Raw genomic sequence first — 22,124 nt, forward strand, 5'->3', positions numbered from 1 at the left:
GGTTTTTGAGGTCTTGTCGCGAGGTGCGTGGATTTCTCGCACCTCGCGACAAGCTGTCATCTCTTTGATCTGACGCGATCTTTCGCGCGGTGCAGGGCAGTTTTCATGAACAGGGACGAGGAATTCCGGGTCCGGCCAGGGCGCATCCGTTCCACCCGCGCCCGGCAGGCGCGACCCTTCGTGACGCAGGTGCTGGCGTCCGTGCAGCGGGCCGGCGGCAGGGTCTCCCGCGCCGGGAAAATCAGTTCTGGGCGCCGCTCCAGTTTCGGGCGCGGCAGGGCCGCCGCCTATGCCGCCAATCGCCTGCTGACCAGCCGTTCGCGGGGCGTCGTCATCAAGGCCCGCGTCGTGCGACACGCGCCGCGTGCGACACCACTTGCGGCGCACCTGCGCTATCTCCGCCGGGAGGGCGTGACGCGGGACGGGGAGGATGCCCATCTGTTCGGCAGAGACAGTGACGACATCCGTGCCTCGGACTTCGCGGATCGCTGCGATGGGGACCGCCACCATTTCCGCTTCATCGTCTCACCCGAGGATGCGTCGGAGCTGTCGGATCTGCGGGCCTTCGCGCGGGATCTGATGGGGCAGATGGAGTCCGATCTCGGCACGAAACTCGACTGGGTTGCCGTCGATCACTGGAACACAGCACATCCCCATTTGCACGTCATCGTGCGGGGTTTGGCGGAGGATGGTTCCGACCTCGTGATCGCGCGCGATTACATCCGCGAGGGCATGCGCGCCCGTGCCCAGGATCTGGTGACGCTGGAACTCGGACCGCGTAACGATCATGATATCCGTCAGGCGGTCGAGCGGCAGGTGAACGCCGACCGCTGGACTCAATTGGACCGCCAGCTTCAGAGGGACGCGGGGCGGGATGGTGACATTGATCTCGGACGCGCGCCGGGCGAAACGCTGGACGCCTTCGCCACCGTGAAGCTGGGTCGCCTGCGCCGTCTGGAAACCATGGGGCTGGCGCACCAGATCGGGCCGGATCGCTGGCAGATGGACGAGAGCGCGGAGGCGACGCTACGGGAGATCAGCGAGCGCAACGACATCATCAAACGGATCCACCGGGGGCTGGCGGAGCAGAAGATCGATCGTGCCGCGTCATCCTGGGTAATGGCCGCTGAGAATACCACCGATCCCGTCATCGGCCGGGTGGTCGATCGTGGCCTCGACGATGAGCTGCGTGGCACGGCCTATGCCGTGATTGATGGGATTGACGGACGCACCCATCATGTCCGCCTGCCAAACCTCGAAGCCGCTGGTGATGGGGCGGTCGGTTCCATCGTGGAACTGCGACATTTTACCGACAAACAGGGACGTAACCGTGTCGCGCTGGCCCTCCGTTCGGACCTCACGCTGGAGCGGCAGGTGACGGCGGAGGGCGCCACCTGGCTCGACCGGCAGGTGATCGCACGGGAGCCTCTCCCTCTGGCGTCCACCGGGTTCGGCGCCGATGTCAAAGAGGCGATGGAAAAACGCACGGATCATCTGGTGGAGCAGGGGCTGGTCAGCCGCGACGGCGGGAGCATCCGTTATGCCCGGAACCTGATCGCCACGCTGCGCCAGCGGGAGCTGGACGCGCTGGGCCGGAGCCTCGCCGGGAAGTCGGGGATACCGTTCCGGCGGAGCGGGGAGGGTGATCCCGTTACCGGCACCTATCGTCAGCGTTTCAACTTGGCGTCGGGCCGGTTCGCGATGATCGATGACGGACTGGGCTTCGAGTTGGTGCCATGGTCGCCGTCGCTGGAAAAGCAGCGAGGGCGGGAGGTGTCCGGCATGATGCGTGGCGATGGGGGGATCGACTGGTCGTTCGCGCGTAAAAGGGGATTAGGGTTGTAATTACCTTCGGGTGTCGTGCTGATCCGTCGCATTGCTCTCACACGCTGTCGACGTATCCGGTCGGAAGACCGACTTTGCGGCCAACTTCGCGGAGTTTTTCGCGATACTCATCGTTGGTGACGCCTCTTTCCGGAGGTATCGGCAGATTGAAACAAAGGGCTGCGATGCTTGTGCTATCGGAGAGGCGGGCCAAGACAGCTTCTGCCCGGTATGAGGCGACGCTTTCGTCGGCGTAAAGACGGTCGATATCGTTGTGAGTCAGGTCCATGACTATTCCATGCACTGAACCAGATATGTCAGGGACAAGAGTAGCGCGCTTTCCAATACGAAGCGCCATTCCCGCGACCTCAGCCGGTCGAGGGTTCGCGGGTTCAAATCCCTGCCTCCGTAGGACATTCGCATCCATGAACAGGCCGTAGAAGAAAATCGAAATGTGACGTGAAATCATGTCCGCTCTCACTTCAATTTTTGTTCGCTCTGGTTCCAGTGCCGCCATCAGCGGAATAGCAGAACGCTGGTGTCCGGCCGGAAACGGAGAAGGAGATCCATATCGCGACGGTTCATCGACACCAGGATGGCATTTTGCTCGCGGGCGCTGAGGAAGAGCAGGGTGTCATTAATCAGCTTCCGGCGCAGGCCCTCCTGGCAGCACGCTTCCGCTGACGTCAGCGTGCTCTTGGGCTTTGCGAGATGCTGCGTCCGAGCCAGAATACCGGCGATCATGCCCGCTTCGGCCCAGGTTTCCGCGCTGGGGGCCACGATATCCGTTCGGTCGATTGTGTCGAGCATATCCAGCACGACTTTGCGGTTGTGCGGCGTGGCGGGATGAGTCGGATCGAGGATGCCTGCGCTGATGGCAAGCTCGCTACATGCGACGCCGCTATGCAGAATCCTCCGGCTGGCCACGAAGGCAGCCAGATCCGGCGCGAGCTTTCCCTGAAGGCGTCGCAGATAGAAATTCGTGTCGAGCATGACCGGCAGGTCCGGCGGCTGGGCCGTGATGTCGAACGGAAGCTCTGTGTCGGGTCGGCGTGCCATCGCCCGTGCATAGGCGTCGGGGTCATGCTGTCGTGCAATGTCGGCGGCGGTTTCGTTGCCGCGCGATCCTGCTGGCGTCTTCACGATGAATGCTTATACCGCGAGTTCAAAATCGTCCGTGACCGTGTCCTGGCTCTCCATGAGCCATGCCTTGAACCGATCTGGCGCTGCTGCCATCGCCAGGCTGGCGTTGATGACGTCGGCATCGTTGATCAGCCCGAACCGCTTCCGGGCTGCATCCATCACGCCGGGATCGACCCGCGTGGAAATCTTCTTCGAGCGGACGCCGGTGACGACACCCTGGTGCGTCAGGAAGACAACCGCGCGTGCAACCGACGGATCGCGCTCCATCAGGCTCGCGAACGCCTTGCTTTTGAACACCCGTATCATGTCGCTTTCCACGGTCGGCTGGCTGGTTTTCCCACGCCGGCGCGCCGGGCGGGCAGCAGGACCGATGCTGGCCGGTGCAGTCACACCGGATTTGGTAGCACCTTGCTGTCGGCTCGTATGTGCCATCGGAGTCTCCCTTATGTCGGACGTTTCTACCATAAATGTCCGACATATGCACGATTCAAGTGGAGATCGCCCGGCTCAAAGCGTCGGGAATTCATCGCTCAGGAAGCCGTGCTGCAAGTGCAATGCGTTCAGTGCATCAATCACAGGGTCGAGCTTCCTCCGTTCCTCCGTGCCTAGTTGATCAACGGCGTCGTCAGACCGAGGCGGGTTCTGCGGTCCAGTCATGGCTCGACTCCTTCCGAGAGATATCCCGCGCATGATGGGCGGGTTTGGCTGTAGCCCGCAACGCGCAAGTATTTCTTCGCTCCTGCCCGCTCGGGTACGATGGGTGCCGGATCATGCTTGCGCCCTGGAAAGCGCCGGTTCTTCGCTGTCTCCCATGACAGGGGGAGGGATCGATGGACCAGCCGGGAACACGCATCCAGTGGGGGCAGGCGCTGCTGGTCCTGTCCATGATCGTGCTGTCCTGGTGGACGGCGACACAATGGACGGCTTGGGAACTGGCGTTCCAGCCAGAACTCGGCCGACCGTGGTTTATGGTCCTGCACCGCTGGCCGGTCTACGCCCCACCACTGTTCTTCTGGTGGTGGTATGAGTTCGACGCCTATGCCCCGGCGGTCTTCGCGCGCGGCGCCTGGATCGCGGGTTCTGGCGGGGTGTTGGCCTTCGCAGCCGCCGTGGCGTTGTCCGTCCATCGTGCCCGCGAGGCGAAACGGGCCGCGACCTATGGCTCCGCCCGCTGGGCTGAGGACGCGGAAATCAGTGCCGCCGGGCTGCTGGGCGAGGACGGCGTGGTGCTGGGAAAATACCGCCGGGCCTATCTCCGGCACGATGGTCCCGAGCACGTCCTGACCTTCGCGCCGACGCGTACGGGTAAGGGCGTGGGTATGGTGATCCCCACACTCCTGACCTGGCCGGGTTCGGCCATCATCCATGACATCAAGGGCGAGAACTGGCAGATCACCGCCGGTTTCCGTGCCCGCTTCGGACGTGTGCTGCTGTTCGACCCGACCAATCCGGCGTCCTCGGCCTACAACCCGCTGCTGGAGGTCCGGCGTGGAGCATCGGAGGTCCGCGACGTGCAGAACATCGCCGATATTCTGGTCGATCCGGAGGGTTCGCTGGAGCGGCGTAACCACTGGGAGAAAACCTCCCACGCCCTGCTGGTCGGTGCGATCCTGCATGTGCTCTATGCCGAGGAAGACAAGACCCTCGCCGGGGTGGCGAAATTCCTTTCCGACCCGAAGCGGTCGATCGAGGCGACTCTGTCCGCCATGATGCGCACGAACCATCTGGACGGGAAGGGGCCGCATCCCGTTGTGGCCTCGGCCGCGCGGGAACTGCTCAACAAATCGGACAACGAGCGCTCCGGCGTGCTGTCCACCGCCATGTCGTTTCTCGGCCTCTACCGCGATCCGGTTGTGGCCACCGTGACCAGTCGCTGCGAATGGCGGATCGGCGATCTGCTGGACGGCGAACGGCCTGTTTCCCTGTATTTCGTCATCCCGCCTTCGGATATCAGCCGCACCAAGCCGCTGATCCGCCTGATCCTCAACCAGATCGGGCGACGACTGACGGAGGATCTGTCCGGTCGGGAGGGGCGGCGTCGCCTGCTGCTGATGCTCGACGAGTTTCCCGCCCTCGGCCGTCTGGACTTCTTCGAGAGTGCGCTGGCCTTCATGGCGGGTTACGGGATCAAGGCGTTCCTGATCGCCCAGAGCCTCAACCAGATCGACAAGGCATACGGCCAGAACAACAGTATCCTGGACAATTGCCATGTCCGGGTCAGTTTCGCGACCAATGACGAGCGCACCGCGAAGCGCGTGTCCGATGGTCTTGGGGTGGCAACCGAGATCCGGTCGCAGAAGAACTATGCCGGCCATCGGCTGTCGCCTTGGCTTGGGCATTTGATGGTCTCGCGCCAGGAGAGCGCGCGGCCCCTGATGACGGTGGGCGAAGTCATGCAGATTCCGGCACGGGAGGAGGTGGTCATGGTGGCAGGCTGTCCACCGATCCGCGCACGGAAGGCGCGGTATTTCCGGGATCGCCGCTTCGTCGAGCGCGTCCTGCCGCCGCCCGATCCCACGCAATTGCCCCGGCCTGTCCAGCCCGATGACTGGAGTGGGCGTCCGCTTCCTGCCACTCCATCATCGGATCAGAAGATGTCGCCGGCAGCGCCTGACAAGCCCGACGATGCCGATAGCGATGAATCCCTCGGCACGGGACGGAAATGGTCGCGCGAGCATGACCCGGCGGATATCGGCAAGCGCGGGGCGCGCACCGCCCCCGATCTGTTTGGCGAAGAACCGTCACAGGATCCGGAGGCACGAGATCGCGCCGACCTGACGCGAATCGCCCGGCAGGCCGGGCTCGACCGTGGCAAGGATCTCGGGCTGTGAGGGCGTGATGAGAACATCCCCGAAGAAGGCGCGGCTGTCGGTCTATCTGGAACCGAAGCTGCTGGATGTCCTGACCGCGCACGCGGCACGGCGCGACCTGTCTCTGTCCCTGGTGGCCGAGGCCGCCATCGCGTCCTTCCTGTCGCCCGATGCCGATGAGCGGCGGGAAGCAGCAATGAGCCGCAGGCTGGACCGCCTCGACCGGCAGGTCGCTCGCATGGAGCGCGATCTCGGGATCAGCCTTGAGACGCTGGCTCTGTTCATCCGCTACTGGATGACGGTCAGCCCATCCTTGCCGGAACCGGCCGCACCGGCGGCGCGGGCGCAGGGGGCGGAACGCTACGAGGCGTTCGTGGCCGCCCTTGGGCGACGACTCAGCCGGGGGCCGTTCTTCCGGCAGGAGATCCCAGACGACCTTCGGGCTGAGGCCGAATAGGGGCTTCCCGGCGTCGGTCGGCCCCTGCGCGTACTACGATGTTTTCGGCAACTCCCCCGCCTTGGCGCCGGCGCGATAACCGCTTTGCCGTTCGATCATCCAGCCCGGATATTCCGGCGGCAGGGCGCTGATCGCGGCCAGCGTCGTCAGGTCCTCGGGCGAGAGCGTGACGGTGGTGGCCGCGATATTGTCCTGCAGCTGGTCCGGACGTTTCGCGCCGATGATGACGCTGGTGACCGCCTTCTGGTGCAGCAGCCAGGCGATGGCGATCTGTGCTACGCTGCGTCCGTGCGCCTCGGCGATGGGGCGCATGGCATCGATGACCGCGAAGGCCCGATCGCGGTTGACCGGCGGGAAGTCGAAGCTGGCGCGGCGGCCGTCGCCGGAGACAGAACTGCCGTCCCGATGATACTTGCCCGACAGCAGCCCGCCCGCCAGCGGACTCCAGACCATCAGCCCGACCTGTTCCTCGGCCAGCATCGGCGCGATCTCGCGCTCCAGGTCGCGGCCGGCGATGGTGTAATAGGCTTGCAGCGAGCGGATCATCGCCAGGTTCTTGCGTTCGGCGATGCCCAGCGCCTTGCTAATCTGCCAGGCTGCCCAGTTGGAGACGCCGACGTAGCGGACCGCGCCCGAACGGACCAGCGTATCCAGTGCCTCCATCGTTTCCTCGATCGGGGTGATCGGGTCGACCCCATGGATCTGGTAGAGATCGATATGGTCGAGTTGCAGCCGCTTCAGGCTGGCGTGGCATTGCGCGATGATATGGGCGCGTGAGGCGCCGCGCGCATTCGGACCGTCGCCCATAGGTCCCAGCACCTTGGTGGCGACCACGACGTCGTCGCGCGCCACGCCGAGATTGCGCAGGGCCTGACCGGTGATCTGTTCCGATAATCCGGTGGAATAGACGTTGGCGGTGTCGATGAAGTTGATCCCGGCATCGAGTGCGGCGCGGACCAGGCCATCGGCGCTCTCCTGCGCGAGACCGCCGATCTGTTCCCAGATGCCGCCCTGACCGCCGAAGGTCATGGTGCCGAGGCAGAGTTCCGAAACCAGGAGGCCGGTGCGGCCGAGTGGATTGTATTTCATGGTATGAGATCTCCGCAAAAAAGACGGACCGCGTGATGCAGTGTGGCGGCATAGTGCCGCCTGGGAGGGGCCTCGCGATAGGAAAATCCCATCGCATTCTTGCCCGATGCTATCAGAAGTGGACATCGCGCCTTGTGCGCCATCATCCACAAGAGCAGCTTGGTGGCGGAGGATCATGAATGTCCGCGATCAATTCCCTGCGCGATCTTATCGGGCGCCATGCGGCCGCGCGACGTACGCCGACTGCCGTGCCCGGACTCATGCTGTTCCGCTCTGAAAGCCGATCGGTACCGCTGAACTGCATCTATCGCTCCCGGCTCTATTTGATCGTCCAGGGCCGCAAGCGGGTCGAGCTTGGACAGCACGCCTTCACCTATGACGACAGCCATTACCTGATCACGACGGTCGATCTGCCGGTCAGCAGCGCGGTGATCGAGGCCAGTCCGCACCAACCCTATCTGGCGCTCAGTATCGATTTCGATCCGGCGGTGCTGGCGGACCTGCTGCTGTCCGTGCCCGTCGGCGGGGACAGAGGGGCAGGGGATGAAGCCGGTCTGGCCGTCGCATCGCTGGACGAGGCGTTCCTGGATTCCGTCCGCCGTCTTGTAGCGCTGCTGGATACGCCAGGCGATATAGCGGTTCTTGCCCCGCTGGTGCGGCAGGAAATCTATTACCGCCTGCTGACCGGCCCGCTCGGCGTTCGGCTTCGGGCGATCGCGGTGGCGGACAGCCACCTGACCCGGATTGCCCGGGTCATGGCCTGGATGCGGACGCATTATGCCGAGGAGTTCGGGATCGACGATCTGGCGCGCCTCGCCGGCATGAGCGCGCCTTCGCTGTTTCGGCATTTCAAGGCGGTGGCGCTGATGAGCCCGATGCAGTACCGGACCTGCATCCGGCTGCAGGAGGCGCGGCGGCGTCTGGTGGCGGACGGGGATGACGCGGCGGAAGCCGGTTTTGCCGTCGGGTATGACAGCCCTTCCCAGTTCAGCCGGGATTACCGGCGTATGTTCGGGATGCCCCCGGCCCGTGATGCCGCCCGGTTGCGGGGGGACTCCATGCTCCTTGCGCAGGAGGTCGAGGAAGAACGCCTTTCCTGAACGTGTCTGTCGGGCTTCGTCTGCCGGTTTCGATAAACCGTCAGGAGCAAGTAAAACCCGCATCCGTTACGATCTTGTACGATCGTGAGAAAAGGCTGTTGAAAATAGGAGAAAACAGCACTCTCTAATGATCCCCGTCGTCGTCCGGAGAAGTCGGATGACCTGGCCGGACGGGGATTTCCATGACGGTTACACCAATTGAAAATGGTGCCCGACAGCGCGGTATTTCTATGCTGCGCACGGCGATGGGACCGGCGATTGCGGGGCATCTTGCCGATTCCGCTGTGGTCGAGGTGATGCTCAATCCCGACGGACGGCTGTGGATCGACCGTCTGGCGGGCGGCATGGGGGACACGGGCGAAACCATCACACCGGCCGATGCCGAGCGCATCGTGCGCCTGGTCGCCCATCATGTCGGGGCGGAGGTGCATGAAGCAGCACCACGCGTCTCGGCGGAACTGCCAACCGGCGAGCGCTTCGAGGGATTGCTTCCGCCTGTAGTGACGGCTCCGAGTTTTGCGATCCGCAAACCCGCCGTCGCTGTGTTCACCCTCGACGACTATGTCGAGGCCGGGATCATGACAGAGGGGCAGGCGGAATATCTCCGTCGCGCTGTTGCGGAACGGAAAAACATCCTGGTCGCTGGCGGCACATCCACGGGCAAGACCACCCTGGTCAACGCCCTGCTGGCCGAGGTGGCCAAAACCGGTGATCGCGTCGTCCTGATCGAGGATACGCGCGAACTGCAATGCACGGCGCCCAATCTCATTGCCCTGCGGACCCGTGAGGGCGTCATCACGTTGTCGGACCTTGTCCGGTCCGGTCTCCGTCTGCGCCCCGACCGTATCCCGATTGGCGAGGTGCGTGGTGCCGAAGCGCTGGATCTGGTCAAAGCATGGGGGACCGGCCATCCGGGCGGCATCGGCACGCTGCACGCCGGATCGGTGCTGGCTGCCCTCTACCGTCTGGAACAACTGATCCAGGAAGCCGTGGTCACGGTACCGCGTGCCACGATCGCCGAAACCATCGACGTGATCGCGGTCCTGTCCGGACGCGGGACGGCCCGTCGCCTGTCCGAACTCGCCACCGTGGACGGGATTGATCCCGCCACGGGAACCTATCGCATTCATCCAGTACATACCAACGGAGATTCTCGATGAGCCGCGCTCTCTTTCGCGTGCGCCAGCACGCGCCTGTCATTGCCGCCATGCTGCTGCTTTCGGTTGCATGGTGCTCCTCGGCCCTGGCGTCCGGGTCGGACATGCCGTGGGAGGAACCGCTCAACCAGATTCTGGAATCGGTGCAGGGACCGGTGGCGCGCATCGTGTCGGTGATCATCATCACCGTGACCGGCCTGACCCTGGCCTTTGGCGAAACATCCGGCGGCTTCCGTCGCCTGATCCAGATTGTCTTTGGCCTGTCCATCGCTTTTGCGGCGTCCAGCTTCTTCCTGTCCTTCTTCTCCTTTTCGGGCGGAGCACTGATCTGATGGCCGCCGGATATGACGATGACGCGGTGCCGGGCTTCCATGTCCCGGTGCATCGCTCCCTGACCGATCCGATCCTGTTGGGCGGGGCGCCACGGACGCTGGCGATCGCGAACGGCACACTCGGGGCCGCGATTTCTCTGGGGCTGCGGCTGTGGCTGGTCGGCGCCCTGTTCTGGATCGTCGGCCACGGGCTCGCGGTCTGGGGAGCGAAGCGCGATCCGCTGTTCGTCGAGGTGGGCCGGCGGCATCTCCGCTATCCCGCCTGGTTGCGGGCATAGGGAGGGCAGGGCGATGATGTCCCTTGGCGAATATCGCAACCGTGCTGCCCTCCTGTCGGATTACCTGCCCTGGGCCGCTCTGGTTGAGAAAGGCGTTGTCCTGAACAAGGACGGTTCCTTCCAGCGCACGGCACGCATTCGTGGTCCCGATCTGGACAGCGCCACACCGGCTGAGCTTGTGGGCGTAACGGGACGGCTGAACAATGCCCTGCGCCGTCTGGGCTCCGGCTGGGCTGTGTTCGTGGAAGCGCAGCGCGTCCCGGCGACAGTGTATCCCGAGAGCGACTTCCCGGACGCAGCCAGCCAGATGGTCGATCTCGAACGGCGCGAACAATTCGAGGATGAAGGGGCGCATTTCGAGAGTCGGTATTTCCTCACCCTGGTCTGGCTGCCACCGGCGGAAACGTCGGATCGGGCTGCCCGGTTCCTCTTTGAGGGTAGGGAGCGCGAGGGGCCGGACCCGCATGGCATGCTCCATGCGTTCGTCGACCGCACGGACCGAATGCTGGCCCTGCTGGATGGTTTCATGCCCGAGGCCGCGTGGCTCGATGACGGCGAAATCCTGACCTATCTGCACAGCACCATTTCCACCCGTAACCAGCGGGTCCGGGTGCCGGAAATCCCGATGCACCTTGACGCCCTGCTGGTCGATCAGCCGCTCTCGGGCGGGCTGGAGCCGAAACTCGGTGATGCCTTCCTCAAGACCCTGACGATCACCGGTTTCCCCAGCCGTACCTTTCCCGGAATTCTGGACGATCTGAACCGGATGGCGATGCCCTATCGCTGGTCCACGCGGGCCATCCTGCTCGACAAGACGGATGCGACGAAGGTGCTGACCAAGATCCGGCGTCAGTGGTTCGCCAAGCGGAAATCGATCGCGGCCATCGTGCGCGAGGTCATGACCAACGAGGCGTCAGTCCTGGTGGACAACGACGCCGCCAACAAGGCGGCTGATGCCGATCTGGCCTTGCAGTCTCTCGGATCTGACGATGTCGGGCAGGCGTATCTCACCGCGACCATCACAGTCTGGGATGGTTCCGCCTCCATCGCGGCCGAGAAGCTCCGGCTAGTCGAAAAGATCATCCAGGGCCGCGACTTCACTTGCATGGCGGAGAGCCTCAACGCGGTGGAGGCGTGGCTCGGCTCCTTGCCCGGTCATGTCTACGCCAATGTCCGCCAGCCACCGGTTTCAACCCTGAATCTGGCGCATATGATTCCTCTGTCCGCCGTGTGGGCTGGGCCGGAACAGGATGGCCATTTCCGTGCTTCCCCCCTTTTCTACGGCAAGACGGCGGGCGCCACGCCATTCCGGTTCAGCCTTCACGTCGGGGATGTCGGTCACACGCTGATCGCAGGACCGACCGGGGCAGGTAAATCCGTGCTGCTGGCACTGATGGCGCTCCAGTTCCGCCGCTATCCGGGATCTCAGGTCTTCGCCTTCGATTTCGGCGGCTCAATGCGGGCGGCGACGCTCGGCATGGGCGGAGACTGGCACGATCTCGGGGGCGGACTGACCGGCGAGGATGATGGGCAGCCCGCCGTGTCACTCCAGCCGCTGGCAAAGATCGACGATGCCGACGAGCGCAAATGGGCCTCAGAATGGCTGGGGCAGATTCTCGTGGGTGAGGGCGTGGCACTGACGCCGGACGTGAAATCCCATCTCTGGTCTTCTCTCAACTCCCTCGCGTCATCGCCCGCCCATGAGCGGACCCTGTCCGGACTGGTAGCGCTTCTCCAGTCCAACGCCCTGAAGCAGGCGCTGGTGACCTATTGTCTGGGCGGTCCCTATGGCCGCCTGCTCGATGCTGACGCCGAACGTCTTGGCGACGCGGACGTCGTGGTGTTCGAGACTGAGGGGCTGATCGGCTCCGGCGCGGCGTCTTCCGTGCTGTCCTATCTCTTCCACCGCATCGAGGGCCGTCTGGACGGCCGCCCGACCCAGCTGGTGATCGACGAGGGCTGGCTGGTCCTGGATGACGGGGATTTCGCCGGCCAGTTGCGCGAGTGGCTGAAAACCCTGCGCAAGAAGAATGCGTCGGTGATTTTCGCCACGCAATCCCTGTCCGATATCGCCAATTCCCGTATCGCGCCGGCCGTGGTGGAAAGTTGCCCGACGCGGATCTTCCTGCCGAACGAGCGGGCGATCGAACCACAGATAGCCACGATTTATCGGGATTTCGGGCTGAATGACCGGCAGATCGCCATCATCGCCCGTGCCGCGTCGAAGCGGGAGTATTATTGCCAGACCCAGCGCGGCAACCGTCTGTTCGAACTGGGGCTGGGACCGGTGGCGCTCGCCCTGTGCGCGGCATCCGGGAAGGACGATCACAAGCTGATCGATGCAGTGCTGGCGGAACACGGACGTGCCGGATTCCTCACGGCATGGTTCGACGCACGCAGCGTGGCATGGGCTGCGGACCTTCTGCGGGAAGGAGACGTGCCATGACGGAAAAACTCTTCCGGATTCATGCAATACTTTTCCGTCGTATGGAACTGTTCGCATCCGTCACGGCGCTGGCCGTTGGTGCCTGCGTCAGTTCGGTGCAATCCGCCCATGCGCAATGGGCGGTCTATGACGGGGCTGCGCATGTCCAGACCGTGCTGATCGCGGCGCGGGAATTGCAGCAGATCGACAACCAGATCACGTCTCTCGCCAATCAGGCGCAGATGTTGGTCAACCAGGCGAAGAATCTCGCCCTGTTGCCATTGTCGACATTGTCGACGCTGCAATCAACGATTTCCCAGACCACCGCGCTACTCGCGCAGGCGCAGAACATCGCCTACAGCGTCACCTCGGTCGAGCAGCAGTACCAGCAGTCCTACACGTCCGTCTCCTCGGGGATGTCCGACAGTGCCCTGTTCAGCCAGGCGCAGACCCGCTGGCAGAATTCCGTCGGCGGGTTCGAGGATGCCCTGAAGATGCAGGCCCGTGCCGTCGGCAATATCCCGTCCGACAGCAGCGCCATGACCCAGCTCGTCTCAGCAAGCCAGAGTTCGAGCGGCGCGCTCCAGGCGGCGCAGGCCGGCAACCAGCTTCTGGCCCTGCAATCCCGGCAGCTCTCGGACGTGGTTGCCGTGCTGTCGGCCAACGGACGGGCACAGGACCTCGACCGGGCGCGTGAGGCGGCGGCCGAGGCGGAAGGCCAGGCGCAATACGAACATTTTGCGCAGCACGACGCCTATGTGCCGGGCGCCGTCTCCGTCTTCAATGACGGGAACTAACGGTCATGGCGGGCATGGGCATGGCGAATGCAGGCATCATCGACAATTTCCTGAACAGCTTCACCACGACGATCGATAGCGGTTTCGGTCTGGTGAAAAGCGATGTCGTGTCCCTGGCCGGTTCGCTGTCCGTGCTCGACATCGCGCTCGCCGGTCTGTTCTGGGCCTGGGCGGCAGACGAGGACATCATCCAGAGGCTGGTGAAAAAGACGCTCTATATCGGTTTCTTCGCCTTCATCATCGATAATTTCGACGGTTTGTCGAAAGAGGTCTTCGACAGTTTCGCCGCCCTCGGCCTGAAGGTTGGCGGCGGAAAGCTGGCGCTGGGTGATTTCGTGCATCCCGGCAGGCTGGCGGCGACGGGGTTTGACGCGGCCCAGCCGCTGCTGGACGCGATGCACCAGTTCCTTGATCCGATCCATTTCTTTACCGGCTTCGCCCAGATCGCGGTGTTCCTGATCTCCTGGTTCATCGTCATGGCGGCGTTCTTCGTGCTGGCCGTGCAGCTTTTCGTGGCGATCATCGAGTTCAAGCTCACCACGCTCGCGGGGTTCATCCTGATCCCATTTGCCCTGTTCAACCGCACGGCCTTCCTCGCCGAGAAGGTGCTGGGCAATGTGGTGTCCTCCGGCGTGAAGATCATGGTCTTCGCCGTGATCAGCGCCATTGCCTCCACGCTCTTCTCCCAGTTCAGCACGTCTTACGGCGATAGCCTGCCAACGATCGGCCAGGCGCTCTCGGTGGTGCTCGCCGCCCTCGCGATGATCGGGCTCGCCATGTATGGCGGCAGTGTCGCCAACGGGCTGATTTCCGGTGCGCCGCAGCTTGGCGCCGGGGCGGCGGCCGGGACTGGAATGGCGGTCGGTGCGATGGGAGCCGCTGCTGTGGCTGCCCCCGCTGCCCTGGCGTCGGGCGGGGCTGCCGCACTCGGCGCGACGGCAGCCGCCGCACGCGGAGGGGCAGCCGTCGCGGGTGCTGCCACGACGGCTTACAGCGCCGGAGCGGCGGGAGCGGGCGGTGCCGGAAGTGTGGCGTCCGGCATCGGCGGAATGGGCCAGGCTGTTGGTGGCGCTGCCATGAACGCGGCGAAGAGCAAGGTCGGCGCAGCGGCCTCGTCATTGAAGGAAAGCTACGCGGCCGGCGGACGCTGGGCCGCCGGTGCGATGGGCAGCGGGGGAGAAGGCGACGGTCCGTCGCATAACGGTGGGTCTTCAGGCCCGTCCGGCGGCGGGGATGACCCCGGTTCCGGGCCTGCCGGTAGCGGTAACCCTGGTGGCGGCCCCTCGGGAGGCGGCCCTGATGGTGGCGACGGCTCCGACGGCAAGCCGCCCCGCTGGGCGCGGAAGATGAAGCGCCGCAATGCTGCCGCCCATGCTGCCGAGGCCGCCAATGTCATCCGCTCCGCCGATGGCGGCGGCGGATCCGCTTCCATCAATCTCTCGGAGAAAGAATGATGTTCCGTCGCTCCACCACACGCTACGGGACCACGCCCGAGCCTGTCACCCCATACCAGAAGGCAGCCCAGGCGTGGGACGAGCGCATCGGCTCCGCCCGCATCCAGGCCCGCAACTGGCGGCTCATGGCCTTTGGCAGCCTGTTCCTGTCCGCAGGTCTCGGGGGCGGGCTGGTCTGGCAGTCCGCACGCGGTACCATCACGCCGTGGGTGGTGCAGGTGGACCGGCTGGGGCAGGCGCAGGTCGTCGCCCCGGCGACAGGGGTCTATATGCCCGCCGATCCGCAGATCGCTTGGTATCTGGCGCAGTTCGTTCACGACGTGCGCTCCCTGTCGTCCGATGCCGTGGTGGTCCGGCACAACTGGCTGCGCGCCTATGATTTCACCACCACGTCCGGGGCTGCGGCCCTGAACGATTACGCGCGGCTCAATGATCCGTTCTCGCGCATCGGGCACGAACAGGTCGAGGTGGACATCGCCTCGGTCATCCGCGCCTCGCCCGGCAGCTTCCGCGTTGCCTGGACTGAGCGCCATTACCGCGACGGGGCGTTCACCGGCACCGAACGCTGGACCGCCATCGTCTCGGTCGTTCTGCGCACGCCCCACGATGCCGATCATCTTCGCCGCAATCCACTCGGGATTTTCGTCTCCGCCATCAACTGGTCGAAGGAGTTGGGTCAATGATCCGCATGATCGTGCGCGCGTTGCCGCTGACGCTGCTCGCCCTGTCCGCCTGCTCGGGGCAGTATCATCCGCCTGTCATTCGCTACGATGACGCCGTGCAGGCGACACGTCTGCCGGACCCGCCGAAGCCGGTGCAGGTCGTGGAGGTGCCGCAGCCACTCCCGTTGCCGGGGCAGCTCAAGTCGTTGCCGTCACGACGCGCGGTCCATCCGGCCCCCGAAGTCGCCGACCCCACAGCGCGTGTGACACAGGCCAATCTGGCGGCACGCATCCAGCCCACGCGTGCGGGCTTCATTAACGCGGTGCAGATCTATCCCTACAGCCCCGGTGCTCTCTATCAGGTCTATGCCTCGCCGGGCGAGATCACCGACATCATGCTCCAGAAGGGTGAAAAGCTGGTCGGCACCGGACCCGTGGCGGCAGGTGACACCGTACGCTGGATCATCGGTGATACCGAAAGCGGGGCAGGGGCGATGAAGCGCATCCATATTCTGGTCAAGCCGACGCGGCCGGACCTGACCACAAACCTGATCGTCAATACGGATCGGCGGACCTATCTCGCGGAACTGCGCTCCACACCGGCTACCTACATGGCGTCGGTGTCGTGGGATTATCCCGAGGATGACCTCATTGCCCTGCACCGGCAGGACAATGCGGCCGACGACGCTGCCCCGGTAGACGTGGGACTGGACCTGGGCGCGCTGAATTTCCGTTACGCCATCCAGCCGGTAAAAGGGGGCACGCCACCCTGGCTGCCCGGCCGGGCCTTTGATGACGGCCACAAGGTCTATATCGCCTTTCCCGCCGGGATCGGGCAGGGCGAACTACCCCCGCTGTTCGTGCTGGGGGCCGATGGCGGGCCGGAACTGGTCAATTACCGGGTCCGGCAGAACTGGATGATTGTGGACCGGCTGTTCGCAGCGGCTGAACTGCGGCTGGGCGACAAGCATTCCGAACAGCGTGTGCGGATTGTCCGCACCGACGGACGGCGGACATGACCGGGGAGGCTCCTGCAACCGGGGGATCTTCCACGGCCCCGGTCCCACCGCCCGATCTGCGCCTGCGGGCGGAACGGCCGCGCGTGGTTCGTCTGTCCCGTGCCGTAGTCTGGAGCCTGGGTGGGGCAGGAATGCTCGCCATCGGTCTCGCGCTCGGCTACGCGCTGGAGAACAGCAGCCACAAAACCCCGCCCGCCGCCAGCCAGGACACGGATGTGCGCCCGTCCGCCGATGGGCTGGCGGGGTTGCCGTCCGATTATGTCGGCAATGGTGTAACGAAACTCGGTCCCGCTCTGCCCGGTGATCTGGGGCACACCATCCTGAAGGCACAGGGGAAAGCAGCATCAGGCGGGGATGATCGCCGTGCTGCGCAGGAGGTTGAGGCGGCAATTGCCAGCCGTCTGTTCATACAGACCGGCGAACGTGACCGCGCCAGCGAACAGGTGACCCCGCCAGTGCCGGGCGCTCCTGCCTCTCAAGGGCGGGCGTCTACCACGGCCGGACCGCAGGCCGGAAACCTCGCCTTTCTGGAAGGGCAGCCCGATCGCGCGACGACCAGTCCGGACCGCATCGCGCCGCTTGCCTCACCCTATATCCTCCAGGCGGGCACGGTGATCGCCGGCGCGCTGAACACAAAGATCAGTTCCGACCTGCCGGGCCAGATTACCGGCCATGTGACCCAGAACGTCTATGATAGCCCGACCGGACGCTATCTTCTGATCCCGCAGGGCAGCACCCTGTTCGGGGCCTATAACAGCGGAGTGTCGTTCGGACAGCAGCGGACACAGATTATCTGGACCCGGCTGATTTTCCCGAACGGCGAAAGCTTGGTGCTGGAGAAGCTACCCGGTGACGATGCCATCGGCCAGTCCGGCCTGTCCGACGAGGTGAACAATCATTGGGGCCAGCTCTTCAAGGCGGCCCTGGTCACCACGCTGCTCAGCGTCGGTTCGGAGGCCGGCACCTCGTGGAACGAGAACAATCTGATGCAGGCGATCCGCTCAGGCGCCAGCAATGGGTTTTCCATGGTGGGAAACCGCCTGATCGATCGCAGCCTCAACGTCCAGCCAACCCTGACTGACCGGCCGGGACTGCCGTTCACCGTGCTTGTCGGGCATGACCTGCTACTCAAACCTTATCGGAGCCAAGGACAGATACGATGACGGACCTGAAAATCCGGGAACTTCCCGATGAGAAGCCGGTCAGAATGACCGTGGCGTTACCCCCCGACATCCATCGCGATCTGCTTGCCTATGCGGCACTTCTTTCCGGCAACGATGGGGCGATGGACCCGGCCCGGCTGGTCGCGCCCATGCTCCGGCAGTTCATGATGTCGGACAAGGGGTTCGCCAGGGCACGGAGAAAGGAAAAAGGACCGTCGTCAGAAAAGTAGCTTCATGGTCTGTGGTCTTCGACATATCGGGCGAAGCTCCGGGCGCAGGGATTTTCATTGTCGGGTCGCCAGACGATCCCGAATTCCAAATGGGAGGAACCGCCCGTATCCCGGATTTCCAAGATCGCGATGTCATGGCCATGCCGATCGCGGATCAGCGGCAGCCACGAGGCGGGCAGCAGGGCAACGCCTTCGTGGTTCTGGACGAGTGCGACGATCCTGTTGCTACCGATATCATGACGCCGGATCTTTGGGCGCATGCCTGTCTCCCCGAGTTTGCGCTGGATGAGTGTCTCGAAGTCCTGGCCCGCGTTGTCGCGTCCCGTGAGGAACGTCTCGTGACGCAGGTCTGTCCAGGATACTTCCGGTCGTGTCGCAAGCGGATGATCAGCGGGGAGTGCGGCCACGATGCGGTCGCTCCACAGAGGCGTGACCTGCAAGGCGGGCGCCAGATTGCGCCGTGTGACCACGGCGAAATCGATCTGCCCGCGCTGGAGCCGCCGCAGCAGTCTTTTGCCAGTGCCCTCGGAATAGCGAAAGACGATATCGGGATGTGTGGCGCGGAACTCCGCCATGAAGGTCGAAAGTCTTCCAGGCAGAACGCAGGTCTGGATGCCGACGGAAACGTGGCCATTCTCGCCCTTGCCCGTCCGCCGAGCGCGGGCGTTCATGCCCGCCACATTGTCTAGGATCGTCTGGGTCCAGCGGACGAATTCCCCACCGAAGGCGGTCGGGGCGGCACCGGCCGGGGAGCGGGTGAACAGCCGGACATTCAGCCGCTCTTCGAGGTTGTGCAGGGACCGGCTGACGGCCGATTGCCGGGTGTTCAGGAAACGCGCCGCACCGTGGATACTGCCGTGCTCGGCGATTGCCCGCACGCATAGTAGTTGCCACAGATCGAATGGCGGACGGCGCATGGCGCTATCCGATAAACACCCACGTCTCGTGGGCCTTGCGGATGGCAGGAATGAAGACGCCTGTCATGACAGGCCAGGCATCGACATAAAGCCGGGCAGTGCGCGAACCCGGTCGATCCAGCGCTGCAGGGCAGGGTAGGGAGCAAGGTCGATGCTGCCCTCGGGGGCGAGGGCGAGATACGGAAACACGGCACAGTCCGCGATAGTCGGGTGTCCCAATGCCAGCCACTCGTGATCGGCAAGGTGCGCGTCAATCCGGGGTAGAAGCCGGTCAGTCCATCGGATCGCAGTCTCCATGTCCAACGGATACCCGAATTTACGGATCAGTCGCGCAGTATTCGGACCATTGCGCACTTCGGATGCCGCGACCGACAGCCATTCCATGATCCGGGCTTGCGACAAAGCATCTTCCGGCCACCAATCCCGTATCTCCAGTCCGCTGGCCAGATAGACAAGAATGGCCTGGGAGTCCCGGATAACCGTAGGTCCATCTACAAGGACCGGGACTTCCTGCCAGGGATTGAGCGTTGTGAAAGCGGCGCTCTTCTCTTCGCCCGCACTCAGGTTGACGGGGACAAGGTCCAGCGTCATTCCCGTCAGAGCGGCGAACAGGCGCACCTTGTAACAGTTGCCGGACTGTTCGAGGTCGTAGAGCCGCATCGTATCGTAACCCTCTTTACATACTGCTTGCCGCTGAGATCAGGTGGAGGTATAAAATACTACCGACCGGTCGGGTGTAAAGGTAAAAATGAAGACAACGCTGCGCAAGATTGTAATGGAGGCCCGCGAATTGTTCCGCGAGCATGGCTATGATGGCGCGTCCATGCAGGACCTCGCGGCACGGGTTGGGCTGAAGAAAGCCAGCCTTTACACACGTTTCCCGAACAAAGAGGCTCTCGTATCGGAAGTTCTGACACTGACGCTGGAAGAAACGCTCAAAGGATTGCCAGATCCGAGGGAAGATTGGCAGCTTGCCTGGCAAACTCTGATCGGGCGGATCGCAAAGACGTTTGAAACGCGGAAGCGTTGTGTCGGGCTACATCTTGCCTATGGCGTAACATCCGTCACGCCTGAAGCTCAGGCAGCAGTCAGCCAGTTTTTTAATGTCCTGCGTGAGCGAATGGCCGATATACTGCGGCTTGGCGGTATTCCCCAACCAGATTCTGCTGCCGCGGATATATTGGCGCAGCTCGAGGGTGCCACGCTCTGGATCACTACTTCTGGCGATGTGGAACCACTTCGACGTGCTGTCAAGAGTGCCTCTCGCTTGGACGTATTTGGGCGGAAAATATAGATCATACTTGTGGGGGTAAAATAATGACAAAACGACAGGCGGCTTATGAAGGCGCTGTCCTTCTCGGCCATGAAATCGTTGGAAGTGGACACCAGGCTGTAATTGTCCTGCACGAGTGGCTCGGTAATCATGAAAACTATAAACTCATTTGCCCCGTTCTCGATAAAAATAAATTCACTTATATTTTTGCTAATTTGCGCGGTTACGGTTTATCAAAAGAACATGTGGGAACTTACACGATAAAAGAAGCCGTGGGGGATGTTCTCACTTTGATGGATTATTTGGGACATCATTACTTTCACGTCGTTGGCCATTCGATGTCCGGCATGATCGCACAGTATCTCATGGTCACCGCTTCTCATCGCGTAAAAAATGTAGTTTGTGTCTCACCTGTGCCAGCTTCTGGCTTCAGGGCAGATGCGAATACTCTGCTGTCGCTGCAGGCATCGATTTCTGATGATGCTGCTATCTGCCGTGCGATCGACGCCAGGACCGGAGGACGCTATGGCACTGCTTGGCTTGATTACAAACTTTCGATTGCACGCCAAGCATCGTCTGAAGCAATGGCAGGCTATCTCAGAATGTTTACCTCGACCGATTTTTCTGCCCGAATAAAAGGGATAACGAGTCCGCTATCAGTCATTATCGGCAATCAAGACATTCCCTTCTATCGCCGAGATAGCATAGAGCCTATCCTGAATTCATTGTTTAAATATACAAGAGTTTCAGAGATTCATGACGCTGGCCATTACTCGATGCTGGAGGTACCGGCGCTCTTCGTTTCTTTATTGGAGCAGGGGCTATCTCGGCCTGAAGGTAATTCATAGGGTCCAGATATAGTCTTATGGATGAACTGCGTGGAAGGAATCGCCCAAGGCCTTCATGAGCGCCCCGTTAGCGTGGAAGAATTTCTGTTAGTTCCTGTCCTAATCGTCGTAGTAGTGTCAGTATGACGCGGACCGATACGTGCGTCCGAAATAGCGGATTGGCTCGCGCGGCTGCGGTTATGCGGCCAGGAAAATGACAAAATATTGCTTATACTGCATGCAGGTCGACGCTTATCGGCATATTTTCTTTGAGGAAATCGAGAATGGCCCTGATCCGCGCAGGCAGTGTGCCACGATGCCCGAGATAGACGGCATGGACGTCGACGAACCTGTCGATCTGAAAGTGTTCAAGCACCGATGTCAGCCGCCCAGCGGCGATGTGTGGATCAACCTGAAACGCCGCGAGGTGCGCCAGCCCCATACCCGCCAGTGCCAGTTCCAGCACCGCGTCGCCGTCGCTCGCCAGAGCGCTGCACGGAGGGAGGGGGAAGTGTGCTCCGTCCCCATCCTTCATCTGTGGCCAGCCGTCATGCATGCGATGATAGCCAAAGCCGATCCGTTCATGTCGCCGGAGATCGGCAGGCGTTTCCGGAACGCCGCGCGCGGCGAGATAGCCCGGCGCCGCGACGATCTTCATTTCCGCCTGTCCCAGCTTGCGGGCCATCAGACGTGAACTGGTCAGAGGGCCATGGCGGATTGCGATATCCGTCCGGTCTTCCATAAGATCGACCACGGTGTCCGTCAGGACGATGTCGAGGACGATCTCCGGATATTGAGCCTTCAGCGCCGGGACAAGCGGCAGCAGGAAGCGCCGCCCCATGGGCACGTTGATGTTGATCCGCACGCGTCCCTGTGGCAGGGCGCCGACTGACGCGCTCTGTTCCGCTTCGGCAAGGTCGGCCAGAACCCGCACACTGCGCTCATAGAAGGTGCAGCCCTCGGGTGTCAGCTGCAACTGGCGCGTCGAACGGTTGAACAGGCGAACGCCCAGCCGCTGTTCCAGCCTGGAGACCAGCTTGCTGATGGCGGACGGCGTCATCCCTGAAATCCGGGCGGCGGCCGTAAAACCGCCCGCTTCCACCACATGGGTGAAAACTTCCATCTCGCCAGCCCGGTTGATCTCCAGTCGTCCCATGATGACTTCAT

General features: G+C 63.0%; 23 protein-coding genes. 16 read left to right on the top strand and 7 right to left on the bottom strand.

What is annotated here, in order from left to right:
* Window positions 1–105 precede the first annotated feature (105 nt).
* Window positions 106–1,845, top strand: coding sequence for a relaxase/mobilization nuclease domain-containing protein (locus HLH35_RS16235; protein ID WP_182980144.1), 1,740 nt, complete (start codon window positions 106–108; stop codon window positions 1,843–1,845).
* Between the two features lie 37 nt (window positions 1,846–1,882).
* Here the strand turns inward: HLH35_RS16235 and HLH35_RS16240 are convergent, their stop codons facing one another.
* The 3 genes from HLH35_RS16240 to HLH35_RS16250 are packed head-to-tail and all read right to left on the bottom strand — an operon-like array spanning window position 1,883 to window position 3,399.
* Window positions 1,883–2,341 carry a gamma-glutamylcyclotransferase family protein gene (locus HLH35_RS16240; RefSeq protein WP_182980145.1) on the bottom strand — a complete coding sequence of 153 codons (459 nt, stop codon included), beginning with the start codon at window positions 2,339–2,341 and terminating at the stop codon, window positions 1,883–1,885.
* A complete protein-coding gene (locus HLH35_RS16245) occupies window positions 2,341–2,967 on the bottom strand; it encodes a type II toxin-antitoxin system VapC family toxin (RefSeq protein WP_012553470.1) in 627 nt (208 codons plus the stop codon). Before HLH35_RS16245 ends, HLH35_RS16240 begins: the two co-directional genes overlap by 1 nt.
* Window positions 2,968–2,976: 9 nt before the next feature.
* Entirely contained in the window at window positions 2,977–3,399 is a 423-nt protein-coding gene (locus HLH35_RS16250; RefSeq protein ID WP_182980146.1) for a hypothetical protein, read from the bottom strand.
* A 398-nt stretch (window positions 3,400–3,797) separates the two neighbouring features.
* Between HLH35_RS16250 and HLH35_RS16255 the strand changes: the two genes are divergently transcribed.
* Window positions 3,798–5,798 (top strand): conjugal transfer protein TraG, encoded by a 2,001-nt coding sequence (locus tag HLH35_RS16255; protein ID WP_182980147.1) that lies wholly within the window; start codon window positions 3,798–3,800, stop codon window positions 5,796–5,798.
* Between the two features lie 7 nt (window positions 5,799–5,805).
* On the top strand, window positions 5,806–6,234 hold the full coding sequence (locus HLH35_RS16260; RefSeq protein ID WP_182980148.1) for a CopG family transcriptional regulator: 429 nt from the start codon (window positions 5,806–5,808) through the stop codon (window positions 6,232–6,234).
* 33 nt (window positions 6,235–6,267) lie between these two features.
* Here HLH35_RS16260 and HLH35_RS16265 read toward each other — a convergent pair whose 3' ends face one another.
* The gene (locus HLH35_RS16265; protein WP_182980149.1) at window positions 6,268–7,323 is read right to left on the bottom strand and encodes an aldo/keto reductase; all 1,056 of its coding nucleotides are present in this window, start codon (window positions 7,321–7,323) and stop codon (window positions 6,268–6,270) included.
* A gap of 179 nt (window positions 7,324–7,502) precedes the next feature.
* On the opposite strand from HLH35_RS16265, the gene HLH35_RS16270 reads away from it, so the two are divergent.
* The 11 genes from HLH35_RS16270 to HLH35_RS16320 all read left to right on the top strand — a co-directional run bounded on the left by HLH35_RS16270 (window position 7,503) and on the right by HLH35_RS16320 (window position 17,940).
* Window positions 7,503–8,423 (top strand): AraC family transcriptional regulator, encoded by a 921-nt coding sequence (locus tag HLH35_RS16270; protein WP_182980150.1) that lies wholly within the window; start codon window positions 7,503–7,505, stop codon window positions 8,421–8,423.
* Window positions 8,424–8,605: 182 nt separating this feature from the next.
* Window positions 8,606–9,583 (top strand): P-type conjugative transfer ATPase TrbB, encoded by a 978-nt coding sequence (gene trbB / locus HLH35_RS16275; RefSeq protein ID WP_182980151.1) that lies wholly within the window; start codon window positions 8,606–8,608, stop codon window positions 9,581–9,583.
* Window positions 9,580–9,912: a TrbC/VirB2 family protein gene (locus HLH35_RS16280; protein WP_182980152.1), complete on the top strand. Its 333-nt coding sequence runs from the start codon at window positions 9,580–9,582 to the stop codon at window positions 9,910–9,912. Before trbB ends, HLH35_RS16280 begins: the two co-directional genes overlap by 4 nt.
* Window positions 9,912–10,190: a VirB3 family type IV secretion system protein gene (locus tag HLH35_RS16285; protein WP_182980153.1), complete on the top strand. Its 279-nt coding sequence runs from the start codon at window positions 9,912–9,914 to the stop codon at window positions 10,188–10,190. Before HLH35_RS16280 ends, HLH35_RS16285 begins: the two co-directional genes overlap by 1 nt.
* A gap of 13 nt (window positions 10,191–10,203) precedes the next feature.
* Window positions 10,204–12,636, top strand: coding sequence for a conjugal transfer protein TrbE (gene trbE / locus HLH35_RS16290; RefSeq protein WP_182980154.1), 2,433 nt, complete (start codon window positions 10,204–10,206; stop codon window positions 12,634–12,636).
* Complete coding sequence (gene trbJ, locus HLH35_RS16295; protein WP_182980155.1) at window positions 12,633–13,412, top strand: P-type conjugative transfer protein TrbJ; 780 nt, start codon at window positions 12,633–12,635, stop codon at window positions 13,410–13,412. Before trbE ends, trbJ begins: the two co-directional genes overlap by 4 nt.
* Before the next feature lie 14 nt (window positions 13,413–13,426).
* Entirely contained in the window at window positions 13,427–14,866 is a 1,440-nt protein-coding gene (gene trbL, locus HLH35_RS16300) for a P-type conjugative transfer protein TrbL (protein ID WP_182980181.1), read from the top strand.
* Complete coding sequence (trbF, locus tag HLH35_RS16305) at window positions 14,866–15,549, top strand: conjugal transfer protein TrbF (protein WP_182980182.1); 684 nt, start codon at window positions 14,866–14,868, stop codon at window positions 15,547–15,549. Before trbL ends, trbF begins: the two co-directional genes overlap by 1 nt.
* On the top strand, window positions 15,546–16,547 hold the full coding sequence (gene trbG, locus HLH35_RS16310) for a P-type conjugative transfer protein TrbG (RefSeq protein WP_182980156.1): 1,002 nt from the start codon (window positions 15,546–15,548) through the stop codon (window positions 16,545–16,547). The genes trbF and trbG overlap by 4 nt, the downstream gene beginning before the upstream one ends.
* On the top strand, window positions 16,544–17,710 hold the full coding sequence (locus HLH35_RS16315; protein ID WP_182980157.1) for a TrbI/VirB10 family protein: 1,167 nt from the start codon (window positions 16,544–16,546) through the stop codon (window positions 17,708–17,710). Before trbG ends, HLH35_RS16315 begins: the two co-directional genes overlap by 4 nt.
* Window positions 17,707–17,940 carry a DUF2274 domain-containing protein gene (locus HLH35_RS16320; protein WP_077808181.1) on the top strand — a complete coding sequence of 78 codons (234 nt, stop codon included), beginning with the start codon at window positions 17,707–17,709 and terminating at the stop codon, window positions 17,938–17,940. The genes HLH35_RS16315 and HLH35_RS16320 overlap by 4 nt, the downstream gene beginning before the upstream one ends.
* Before the next feature lie 2 nt (window positions 17,941–17,942).
* On the opposite strand, the gene HLH35_RS16325 is transcribed toward HLH35_RS16320, so the two are convergent.
* Both HLH35_RS16325 and HLH35_RS16330 read right to left on the bottom strand, forming a co-directional pair.
* Window positions 17,943–18,857, bottom strand: coding sequence for a LysR family transcriptional regulator (locus HLH35_RS16325; RefSeq protein WP_182980158.1), 915 nt, complete (start codon window positions 18,855–18,857; stop codon window positions 17,943–17,945).
* 63 nt (window positions 18,858–18,920) lie between these two features.
* Window positions 18,921–19,517, bottom strand: a complete 597-nt coding sequence (locus HLH35_RS16330) for a glutathione S-transferase (RefSeq protein WP_182980159.1) — start codon at window positions 19,515–19,517, stop codon at window positions 18,921–18,923.
* Window positions 19,518–19,605: 88 nt separating this feature from the next.
* On the opposite strand from HLH35_RS16330, the gene HLH35_RS16335 reads away from it, so the two are divergent.
* Entirely contained in the window at window positions 19,606–20,151 is a 546-nt protein-coding gene (locus HLH35_RS16335) for a TetR/AcrR family transcriptional regulator (protein ID WP_182980160.1), read from the top strand.
* A gap of 23 nt (window positions 20,152–20,174) precedes the next feature.
* Window positions 20,175–20,978, top strand: a complete 804-nt coding sequence (locus HLH35_RS16340; protein ID WP_182980161.1) for an alpha/beta fold hydrolase — start codon at window positions 20,175–20,177, stop codon at window positions 20,976–20,978.
* A 208-nt stretch (window positions 20,979–21,186) separates the two neighbouring features.
* On the opposite strand, the gene HLH35_RS16345 is transcribed toward HLH35_RS16340, so the two are convergent.
* Window positions 21,187–22,113, bottom strand: a complete 927-nt coding sequence (locus HLH35_RS16345; protein ID WP_182980162.1) for a LysR family transcriptional regulator — start codon at window positions 22,111–22,113, stop codon at window positions 21,187–21,189.
* Window positions 22,114–22,124 lie beyond the last annotated feature (11 nt).

It is taken from the genome of Gluconacetobacter asukensis, assembly GCF_014174375.1.
GTDB classification, from domain to species: Bacteria; Pseudomonadota; Alphaproteobacteria; order Acetobacterales; family Acetobacteraceae; genus Gluconacetobacter; species Gluconacetobacter asukensis.

Excerpts from the sequence above, each read along its gene's own strand:
- HLH35_RS16240 (WP_182980145.1), bottom strand. The coding sequence starts at position 2,341 with ATGGCGGCACTGGAACCAGAGCGAACAAAAATTGAAGTGAGAGCGGAC.
- HLH35_RS16280 (WP_182980152.1), top strand. The coding sequence starts at position 9,580 with ATGAGCCGCGCTCTCTTTCGCGTGCGCCAGCACGCGCCTGTCATTGCC.
- HLH35_RS16250 (WP_182980146.1), bottom strand. The coding sequence starts at position 3,399 with ATGGCACATACGAGCCGACAGCAAGGTGCTACCAAATCCGGTGTGACT.
- HLH35_RS16235 (WP_182980144.1), top strand. The coding sequence starts at position 106 with ATGAACAGGGACGAGGAATTCCGGGTCCGGCCAGGGCGCATCCGTTCC.
- trbF (WP_182980182.1), top strand. The coding sequence starts at position 14,866 with ATGTTCCGTCGCTCCACCACACGCTACGGGACCACGCCCGAGCCTGTC.
- HLH35_RS16315 (WP_182980157.1), top strand. The coding sequence starts at position 16,544 with ATGACCGGGGAGGCTCCTGCAACCGGGGGATCTTCCACGGCCCCGGTC.
- HLH35_RS16335 (WP_182980160.1), top strand. The coding sequence starts at position 19,606 with ATGAAGACAACGCTGCGCAAGATTGTAATGGAGGCCCGCGAATTGTTC.
- HLH35_RS16340 (WP_182980161.1), top strand. The coding sequence starts at position 20,175 with ATGACAAAACGACAGGCGGCTTATGAAGGCGCTGTCCTTCTCGGCCAT.
- trbL (WP_182980181.1), top strand. The coding sequence starts at position 13,427 with ATGGGCATGGCGAATGCAGGCATCATCGACAATTTCCTGAACAGCTTC.
- HLH35_RS16345 (WP_182980162.1), bottom strand. The coding sequence starts at position 22,113 with ATGGGACGACTGGAGATCAACCGGGCTGGCGAGATGGAAGTTTTCACC.
- HLH35_RS16255 (WP_182980147.1), top strand. The coding sequence starts at position 3,798 with ATGGACCAGCCGGGAACACGCATCCAGTGGGGGCAGGCGCTGCTGGTC.
- trbB (WP_182980151.1), top strand. The coding sequence starts at position 8,606 with ATGACGGTTACACCAATTGAAAATGGTGCCCGACAGCGCGGTATTTCT.
- trbE (WP_182980154.1), top strand. The coding sequence starts at position 10,204 with ATGATGTCCCTTGGCGAATATCGCAACCGTGCTGCCCTCCTGTCGGAT.
- HLH35_RS16325 (WP_182980158.1), bottom strand. The coding sequence starts at position 18,857 with ATGCGCCGTCCGCCATTCGATCTGTGGCAACTACTATGCGTGCGGGCA.
- HLH35_RS16260 (WP_182980148.1), top strand. The coding sequence starts at position 5,806 with ATGAGAACATCCCCGAAGAAGGCGCGGCTGTCGGTCTATCTGGAACCG.
- HLH35_RS16265 (WP_182980149.1), bottom strand. The coding sequence starts at position 7,323 with ATGAAATACAATCCACTCGGCCGCACCGGCCTCCTGGTTTCGGAACTC.
- HLH35_RS16270 (WP_182980150.1), top strand. The coding sequence starts at position 7,503 with ATGTCCGCGATCAATTCCCTGCGCGATCTTATCGGGCGCCATGCGGCC.
- HLH35_RS16320 (WP_077808181.1), top strand. The coding sequence starts at position 17,707 with ATGACGGACCTGAAAATCCGGGAACTTCCCGATGAGAAGCCGGTCAGA.
- trbG (WP_182980156.1), top strand. The coding sequence starts at position 15,546 with ATGATCCGCATGATCGTGCGCGCGTTGCCGCTGACGCTGCTCGCCCTG.
- trbJ (WP_182980155.1), top strand. The coding sequence starts at position 12,633 with ATGACGGAAAAACTCTTCCGGATTCATGCAATACTTTTCCGTCGTATG.
- HLH35_RS16285 (WP_182980153.1), top strand. The coding sequence starts at position 9,912 with ATGGCCGCCGGATATGACGATGACGCGGTGCCGGGCTTCCATGTCCCG.
- HLH35_RS16330 (WP_182980159.1), bottom strand. The coding sequence starts at position 19,517 with ATGCGGCTCTACGACCTCGAACAGTCCGGCAACTGTTACAAGGTGCGC.